Origin of the sequence: Blastomonas sp. (assembly GCF_041747255.1) — a bacterium.
Classification (GTDB): Bacteria; Pseudomonadota; Alphaproteobacteria; order Sphingomonadales; family Sphingomonadaceae; genus Blastomonas.
Genome location: NZ_JBGTFM010000441.1, coordinates 1 through 7,349, shown reverse-complemented (window position 1 = coordinate 7,349; position 7,349 = coordinate 1). Strand labels below are relative to the sequence as shown.

Here is a 7,349-nt window from a genome sequence, read left to right as displayed (position 1 = left end):
GGCTGCGGTCAAGCGCGGCGAGCCGATCCTGCTCACCGTCGAACGGCCCAGCTTCACGCTGTCGCGCGTGATGATTGCGGAGAAGGACGGCAACGTTGGGGAGGTCATCCCGGTGCGCGATGATCCCAAGACCAAGACCATCTTCGTACGCATTCTTGAACCCGGTCGCGCCACGATTCTTGGCAACTGATCCGTTAAGCATGACCGGTTGCTCCGCATTAACCTTTTGGCAAAATTTGGCCTTAAGCATCGCGTGCCAGGGCCGTTAAAGGACGTAAGTGATGATAGAACGAGGTATCAATCCCATGAGCCGCATTTCTGCATATGGCAGCCCTGCCGTCGGGACGACCCGTCAGGGTGGCAGCACCGACAAGATCGTCGGTGCGGCTGCGACCAGCACTGCGTCTGACAACAACGTCCGCAACGCGCCTGCCGCCAGCTTCATGCAATCTGCCGCGACCTCTGCGCCGATTGACGAGGGCCGCGTTGCCGCGATCCGCGACGCGCTGGCCAATGGCAGCTATGTGATCGACACCGAAAAGCTGGCGGCGCGGATGATCGCGCTCGATCTTGGCCAGCTGACCGCCTGATGCTCCCGGGCGTGCCGACCGACCTGCTTGACCGCTTTGCGGCGGCGCAAACCGCGCTGATTGCGGCGCTTGATTGCGGCGATACCGACGGCATGATTGCCCACAGCCGCGATCTTGGCGCAATCACTGATGCGCTGCGCGGGCAGGGCACGCTGCGCCCCGATGCAAGCACCCGCGCGCAACTGGCCGACCTTCTGACAGCAAACACCAGCGCCGCCCAGCGGCTGCGGGTTCGGCGCGATCATACCGATCAGCGCCTTGCCGCCGTGCGCGGCGACGAAGCCCAGACCACGTATCGCGCCCCCAACGCGCGCGCTGTGTCGCGAAGCTGACGGCGCAAACCCTGCAAATCGTCATTAATTGATCTCCTGCCCCTTGAGGGGGGAGGGCTGCAGGTGCGTCATCCCCCATCCCGGTCCCCTGTGAAGGGAACCAGCAAAAGCGGCCAGCGAAACCCTCACCTGCAAGCGCACCCGCCCGCGTGGGCACCCCCACCATCACCCGGCCGCGGCACAATTCGGATAGCTCACCCCCACCCAACCCTCCCCCATCGAGGGGGAGGGCTTTTGCGTCCGCACAACTTCGATCCACGCGTCACAGCGCCTCCCCAACACCCATCAAAACTGGCACAGCCCTTGCTTTGATCTCTCCAGTAACTCTGGAGACCTGTTTTGTCCTCGCACCTTGGCAGCATCGGCAACAGCAGCGACCGCGTCACCCGCGCGATCGCCACGTCCGCGCGCCGCACGGGGATGGATTTCAACTATCTGCTGGGTCAGGCGCGCATCGAAAGCGGCCTCAATCCTGAGGCCAAGGCGCGGACATCGTCTGCCACCGGGCTGTTTCAGTTCATCGATCAAAGCTGGCTTGGCGTCATGGAAAAGCACGGGCAAAAGCACGGGCTCAGCTGGGCCGCCAACGCCATTTCGCGCGATGGCCGGGGCCGTTTCAGCGTCGATGATCCGCAAACGCGCCAGGCGATCCTTGGGCTTCGCAAGAACCCCGAGGTTGCCGCGCTGATGGCGGGCGAGTTTGCCGCAGACAACCGCGATTATCTTGAGCGGGGGCTGGGCCGCGAGGCCGCGCCGGTCGATCTGTATCTCGCCCATTTTCTGGGAGCAGAAGGCGCGCGGCAGTTTTTGAGCCAGCATGATCGCAACCCCGATGCTGCCGCCGCCCCGCAATTCGCGCGTGCTGCCGGGGCCAACCGCTCGATTTTCTACGACAAATCCGGCGCGCCGCGCAGCTTTGGTGAAATCCGTGATCGCTTTGCGGCCAAGCTGGGCGGCTCAGCCATGCCGGGCGGCAGCCGCTTGCCGCGCGAGGGCAATGATCTGCCGCAGGTGCAGCCTGCCGATTATGTCCGGCTGGCCAGCCAGCGTGCGACCCGCCCTGAATCCACTGTTGGCCTTGGCGGCAACGAAAACGCGCGGCTGGCTTACATGCTGCTCGCCGCAATGGGAGCCTGATCCTTTATGTCCCCTGCCCCCAATTTGCTGACCCGTCTGGCAGATCATGCGCGCAGCGCGATCCTGCCGCTGGCGACGCTGCTGCTGGTCGTGTTCCTGATCTTGCCGGTGCCTGCGCTGGTGCTCGACATCGGGTTTATCGCAAACATCATGATCAGCCTTGCGGTGCTGATGGTGGCATTGAACGTCACCAAGCCGCTCGACTTTTCCAGTTTCCCGACGGTGCTGTTGTTCGCCACGCTGTTGCGGCTGGGCCTCAACGTCGCCTCGACCCGCGTTGTGCTGGTCAACGGGCATGAAGGCAGCGCTGCGGCAGGGCACGTGATCGAGGCGTTCGGCAGCTTCCTGATCGGCGGCGATTATGTTGTCGGGCTTTTGGTGTTCGCCATTTTGATGATCATCAATCTGGTGGTGATCACCAAGGGTGCTGGCCGTGTGTCGGAAGTTTCCGCACGCTTCACCCTCGATGCCATGCCGGGCAAGCAGATGGCGATTGATGCCGATCTCAACGCCGGACTGATGACGCCCGAAGAAGCCAAGGCGCGCCGTGTAGAAGTCGCGACCGAAGCTGATTTTTACGGGTCGATGGATGGTGCGTCAAAGTTCGTCAAAGGCGATGCCGTTGCCGGGGTGCTGATCCTGGTGGTCAACATAGTTGGCGGCATCATTCTGGGTATGACCAGCCATGGCATGTCGATCGGCGACGCTGCGTCCAATTATACGATGCTGGCCATCGGTGATGCACTGGTGGCACAGGTGCCCGCACTGCTGCTCTCGATTGCGGCTGCGTCCATCGTCACCCGCGTTGCATCACCCTTCGATCTGCCGGGCCAGATTTCGGGCCAGTTCGGCATTGCCAAGGCCTGGGTGCCGGTCGCGGTGATCCTTGCTATTCTGGGCGTATTGCCCGGCATGCCCTCGCTGATCATCCTGCCCGCTGCTGCTGCCGCCGCGTTCATCGCCTGGCGGCTGTCACGGCCCAAGCCGGTGGCGGCAGACAATGCCATTCCCGCCGCGCCGGAAAACCCCAATGCCATCGACTGGCAGGATGTCTCCGATGGCGCGATGCTGGGCATCGAGGTCGGCTATGCTCTGGTGCCTCTGGTCGATGAACGCCGCGATGCGCCGCTGATGCGCCGCGTCACCGGTATCCGCAAACAGATTTCCAAAGAGCTGGGCTTCGTCATTCCGCTGGTGCGGATCCGCGACGAGATGAACCTGCCGGCCAACCATTATCGCATCACCATCGGCGGCACGATTGTCGCAGAGGACGAGATCTGGCCCGAAGACCTGCTCGCGCTCGACAGCGGCGATATCGACGGCACGATCAACGGCCGCGTGTGCAAGGACCCGACCTTCGGCATGGACGCGCTGTGGATTTCGCCCGATCAGCGCGCCGAGGCGATCGTCGCGGGCTATACCGTTGTCGATGCCGCAACCGTGATGGCGACGCACCTCAATCAGATGGTGCGGCTCAATGCAGCGCAGTTGTTCGGCATGGACGAGACCAAAAAGCTGCTCGACACGTTGAAGGAAAGCTCGCCTGAGCTGGTCGACGGCCTGACCCCGCAGCCATTCTCACTGTTCACCATCTCCGCCGTGTGCCGCGAACTGTTGCGCGAGGGCGTGCCGCTCAAGGATTTCCGCCGCATCTGTTCTGCCATGGTCGAGGCCGCGGGCGAGGGGGCGAACGTCGCGCAAATCGTCGAGGGCGTGCGTCAGCGGATCGGATCGATCATCATCCAGTCGCTGGTGCCGGTGAATCTGCCGCTGCCGGTGGTGACGCTGGATGCCGAGCTGGAAAGTCTGCTGGCGCAATCGCTCCGCGTGGCCGGCGACGCAGCCTTCCCGATCGAGCCGGGGCTGGCCCAGCGCATCCTGGGCGCGATTGAAGATGCGGCCCGGCCGCTGATGATGGAACAGCGCAATTACGCGCTTGTCACATCACCGCTGGCGCGCAAGCCGCTTGCCGATCTGTTGCGCCCGCGCTTCCCCGATACGCCGGTGCTCTCGTTCCGCGAGCTGCCCGACGACAAGCCGGTGGAGGTGGTCGCCACTGTCGGCGGACAGGCCCAGCGCCGCGCGCCTCAAGCCGAACACTCGTTTTCGCGCAGCTGATGTTGCCGCCCCGCACATGCCCTTTTGACTGAAGCCGGATAAAACCCATGCAGCAATTGCCCATTGAAACGATCACCTACGGCCGCAAGGCAGCGGTCGCCCCCGGTCAGCTGATCGAGGCGCATCTGCCGCTGGTCCGCAAGCTCGCCTGGCATGTGCGCGGCATGGCGCCCGGCGTGGCCGAGGTCGAGGACCTGATTCAGATCGGCATGGTCGCGCTGGTCGAATGCGCCAACCATTATGAGGACCGCGGCCATGGCTTTGCGACCTATGCCAGCATGCGCATTCGCGGCGCGCTGATCGATCATCTGCGCGCATCAAGCAACATGTGCCGGTCGGCCATGGATTTCCGCAAGAAGGTACGCCGCGCGCAGGAGCTGCTGGTGCGCAAGCTCGCGCGTGACCCCAGCGAAGCGGAAATCGCCGAGGCTTTGGGGATGGACGCAGCGGATTTCCGCATGCGATCGGATGCGGCGCAAGATGTGCGTTTTGAATCGATGGACGAGGTTTATTCCGAACATTCGATGTGGTTTGCCGATGGCGAGGACAGCGCCGAGACGGTCATGGAGGCGGACAACCTCAAGCAGCTGCTCAATGCCAGCATCGCAACGCTGAAAGAACGCGAGCAGCTGATCCTGCAGCTGCATTATATTGAAGAAATGAACCTCGATGAAATCGGCCTGGTGCTGGGTATCACCGCTGCCCGGGTGTGCCAGATCAAGAAGACCGCGCTGGAAAAGCTGCGCAAGCGTCTGGCCAGCACGCGCTGATCTGCAACCAGCGGTCGCTCACGGTTTGACGAAGGCGCCCCGGCGGATGGCGTCGCGCGTCTCTTTGTGCGCAATGTCGGCCGCGACAATGTCGCCCAGCACAACGTCACCGCCCGGTTGTGGCAGGTGTTTGTAGACGCGGAAAAACATGGTCAGCCGCTCGACATCGATGGCGGGCAGATCGGCAACGTCGCGGATGGCGGCATAGCCCGGATCGACCTTGTCGGTCGGCACCGCAATCAGCTTGTCGTCCTGCTTTCCGCCATCGGTCATCCGCAACATGCCGATCGCGCGCACTTCAATCAGCGCGCCGGGCACGATCGGCGTGCGGGTGTAGACCAGCACATCGAGCGGATCGCCATCACCCGCGAGCGAACCGGGCACGAACCCATAGTTGGCTGGATAGACCACCGGCATCGACAGGAAGCGATCCACGATCAACCGGCCACTCGCCGGATCGATTTCATATTTGACCGCGCTGCCTGCGGAGATTTCAATCAATGCAAAGAACGTGTCGCCGTCAGTTGGCTGCGGATGGTGCGTGGCCGGCCCGGTGCCGCCAGCCAGCAGCGGCGCAGCCCAGAGCGTGAGGCAGGTCAATGCTGCGATAAGGGCTCTGTGCATCGCTCTCTCCTGGAATGGCAGAGTGCGATATAGCGGGTGTTCCGCCAGAGGAAACACCCGCCTGATCGTCGTCAAAAGTTGAAGCGCGCACCGAGGAAATAGGTGGCACCAAATTCTTCATACTCGGTTACGCGCTCACGAATACCCGCATAGCGCACGCCAGGGGTATTGGTGATGTTCTTGGCTTCAAAATAGACGTTGAGACGCTTGGTCACGTCAAAACTGGTCGTGAAGTCGATCTGTTCGCGCCCTTCCCAGATGGTGTCGAGACGCGGGTCGAGGTTGAACTCGTCGATATAATCGCTGCGGTCGGTGAATGAGATGCGGGCGTTGAAACGGTCGGTCTCATAGAACAATGACAGGTTTACCGTGTGCCTTGACTGGTTGGGCAGCGGCGACCGGCCCGTACGGCCTGGGACCGAACCGGGCAGGTTGATGCTGGCCTTGGTCCATGTGTAGTTGGCAAACATGCCCAGCCCTGAAAGTGCCCCGGGCAGGAAGGTGAACTGCTGCTGATAGGCCAGTTCAAACCCGTAAGCACGGCCATCGGGCGCGTTGTCCTTGCGGGTGATCAATGCCGGGCGACCGTCAAACACACCGTTGGCGACAACGGTGAATTCATAGTCTTCCAGATCCTTGTAGAACAGGTTGGCGGACAGCAGACCGACCGGCTGAAAATAATATTCCAGACCCGCATCAATGTTGTTGGCCAATGTGGGTTGCAGATCAGGGTTGCCCTGGGAGACCTGAACAATCACTCCTGCGCTGTCACTGTTTTCTGAAATACGCGGCACATTGTCGCGATAGTTTGGCCGGGAGATGGCGCGGGTCAATGCAAAGCGACCGATCAGGTTTTCGGTAAACCCAAAACGCAGCGTCGCGTTGGGGAACCAGCTGGTATAGTTGTTGCGCGCCCGGTTGAGCGTGAAGGTTTCGTTGACCAGATCGAAGTTCGGTGCGGCGCCTTCAAATTCGGTGCGCTCGACACGCAGGCCCAGGATCACCTGCGCGTTGGTAAAGTCGATCCGCGTCATCGCATAGCCTGCATAGATATTCTCCGATGCGGTATAATCGGTTTCCGTAGATTGCGGAACGCGGCGTGTTGCGGGCACTGCTGATGTTTGTTCAACCGATTTGAAATAGTCGATGACCCGGCCAGAATCGAACTTGTTGCCAAGGAAATAGCCAAAGTTCTGCGACCTTTCATCAGACAGCAGGCTGGCCAGCGACGCAGTCGGCGCAGAACCGGCGCGGCGATCACGGAAGTTTTCTTCATCCGACGTGATATCGCGCAGTCGCACGCGCGCACCGAACTTGTAGCTGGCCGATGTGTTGAACAAGGTCGTTGGTATGTCGACATTGAACGCAAAGGCGAGCTCATCCTGTAAGGTATCCTGCGACCGCACGGTGGTCTGGCGGAAAGCGTAGGAATCGAGGTTGAGATGCTCCTGCGTGCGGAAAATGGAGATTTCCGGTTCGTTGGGATCATCGCGGAAGTCATACGACAGGTTGGGGCGCAGGTTGGAGCGATACACCAGCTGCTGGCGACGCGGAAAGGTCTGCTTGGCGCGGCTGTAGGCCCCGGAATAATCGAGCGTGAACCCGTCGAACTTTGAAATGCCACCTGCGCTAAACGACATCAGTTCGTCATCCAAGATGCGGTGACGGAACTCCTTGATGAACCGGCTGCGGTTGAATGTTGCCGTCTGCTCGGTCGCGCCGGGCTGCAGCGTGCCGTCTTCATATACGAGACCCAGCAGATTGCGCAGCTCGTCATC

General features: G+C 61.6%; 8 protein-coding genes. 6 read left to right on the top strand and 2 right to left on the bottom strand.

Annotated features, from left to right (window positions below; translation table 11 throughout):
• From ACEW8G_RS14780 to ACEW8G_RS14755, 6 genes are all read left to right on the top strand, one after another.
• The coding region (locus tag ACEW8G_RS14780) for a flagella basal body P-ring formation protein FlgA (protein ID WP_373489162.1) at positions 1-190 on the top strand (190 nt) is incomplete at its 5' end.
• A gap of 115 nt (positions 191-305) precedes the next feature.
• Positions 306-590, top strand: coding sequence for a flagellar biosynthesis anti-sigma factor FlgM (flgM, locus tag ACEW8G_RS14775; RefSeq protein WP_373489161.1), 285 nt, complete (start codon positions 306-308; stop codon positions 588-590).
• An 11-nt stretch (positions 591-601) separates the two neighbouring features.
• The gene (locus tag ACEW8G_RS14770) at positions 602-922 is read left to right on the top strand and encodes a hypothetical protein (RefSeq protein ID WP_373489160.1); all 321 of its coding nucleotides are present in this window, start codon (positions 602-604) and stop codon (positions 920-922) included.
• A gap of 339 nt (positions 923-1,261) precedes the next feature.
• Positions 1,262-2,059, top strand: a complete 798-nt coding sequence (locus ACEW8G_RS14765) for a lytic transglycosylase domain-containing protein (protein ID WP_373489159.1) — start codon at positions 1,262-1,264, stop codon at positions 2,057-2,059.
• Between the two features lie 6 nt (positions 2,060-2,065).
• Entirely contained in the window at positions 2,066-4,177 is a 2,112-nt protein-coding gene (gene flhA / locus ACEW8G_RS14760) for a flagellar biosynthesis protein FlhA (RefSeq protein WP_373489158.1), read from the top strand.
• Between the two features lie 47 nt (positions 4,178-4,224).
• Positions 4,225-4,947 (top strand): sigma-70 family RNA polymerase sigma factor, encoded by a 723-nt coding sequence (locus ACEW8G_RS14755; protein WP_373489157.1) that lies wholly within the window; start codon positions 4,225-4,227, stop codon positions 4,945-4,947.
• A gap of 18 nt (positions 4,948-4,965) precedes the next feature.
• Here ACEW8G_RS14755 and ACEW8G_RS14750 read toward each other — a convergent pair whose 3' ends face one another.
• Entirely contained in the window at positions 4,966-5,571 is a 606-nt protein-coding gene (locus ACEW8G_RS14750) for an inorganic diphosphatase (RefSeq protein ID WP_373489156.1), read from the bottom strand.
• Between the two features lie 71 nt (positions 5,572-5,642).
• A partial coding sequence (locus tag ACEW8G_RS14745) for a TonB-dependent receptor (RefSeq protein ID WP_373489155.1) occupies positions 5,643-7,349 on the bottom strand: 1,707 nt, incomplete at its 5' end.

Coding starts and splice junctions, on each gene's coding strand:
- flgM (WP_373489161.1), top strand. CDS start 306: ATGAGCCGCATTTCTGCATATGGCAGCCCTGCCGTCGGGACGACCCGT.
- flhA (WP_373489158.1), top strand. CDS start 2,066: ATGTCCCCTGCCCCCAATTTGCTGACCCGTCTGGCAGATCATGCGCGC.
- ACEW8G_RS14755 (WP_373489157.1), top strand. CDS start 4,225: ATGCAGCAATTGCCCATTGAAACGATCACCTACGGCCGCAAGGCAGCG.
- ACEW8G_RS14750 (WP_373489156.1), bottom strand. CDS start 5,571: ATGCACAGAGCCCTTATCGCAGCATTGACCTGCCTCACGCTCTGGGCT.